Source organism: Mycobacterium sp. MUNTM1 (assembly GCF_054660795.1).
Window position 1 is genome coordinate 1 of record NZ_BAAGDE010000142.1, and the last position, 942, is coordinate 942.

The 942-nt window shown below is 67.9% G+C and carries 1 protein-coding gene; it reads right to left on the reverse strand.

All coding sequences use genetic code 11. The annotated features are described in order from the left end of the window. The coding region (locus ACYQ8K_RS30115) for a phosphopantetheine-binding protein (RefSeq protein ID WP_459975031.1) at positions 1–942 on the reverse strand (942 nt) is incomplete at both ends.

Below are 942 nucleotides of genomic sequence, written 5' to 3' on the forward strand. Positions count from 1 at the left end.
CCCCAACGCCTCGGCATCCAAACGCCCGCTGAGCCGCAACGCCGCGACCATGTTGTAAATCGGTGAGGGCCCGAGCAACTGGTCGACAAACCACAGCCGCTGCTGGGCAAACGACAACGGCACCACCGCCGGCCGCTCGGCGGCCACCAACGGCTCGCGCCGACCGCCTTGCCCACTTACACGCAGCGCCAACTGGGTGACGGTGGGCGCCTCGAACACGGTGCGCACCGAAAGGTCGGCATCCAGACCCATTTCGATCGCGGCGACCAGACGCATCGCCAGCAGCGAGTCCCCACCCAAATCGAAGAAGGAGTCATCAACCCCGACCCGCTCAAGCCCGAGCACCTCGGCGAACGCGCCGGCCAAGATCTCCTCAACCGGGTTGGCCGGCGCACGCAAACCACCGTCCTGGTAGCCCGGTGCCGGCAGGGCCCGGGTGTCGAGTTTGCCGTTTACCGTCAACGGCAGCGCGTCCAACCCGACCACCGCGGCCGGCACCATGTAGTCGGGCAACCGCTCGGCCAACTGCGTGCGCAACTCGGCCGGCTGCGCGGTCCCGGTGACATAACCCACCAGCCGCTTATCGCCGGGCCGGTCCTCGCGGGCGATCACCACCGCCTGCTCCACCCCACCCAGTTCGGCTAGTGCGGCCCGGATCTCGCCCAATTCGATGCGGTAGCCACGAATCTTGACCTGCTCATCGGCACGGCCCACATACCGCAGCTGCCCATCGGCACCCCAGCACACCAAATCCCCAGTGCGATACATCCGCGCCCCAGGCCCCGCGAACGGACACGCCACAAACCGCGACCCGGTCAATCCGGCCCGACCGATATACCCAACGGCCACACCGCGACCCGCGACATACAACTCCCCGACCACCCCGGCCGGCACCGGATGCAACCACGCATCCAACACAAACAACGCCGCCCCCGACACCGG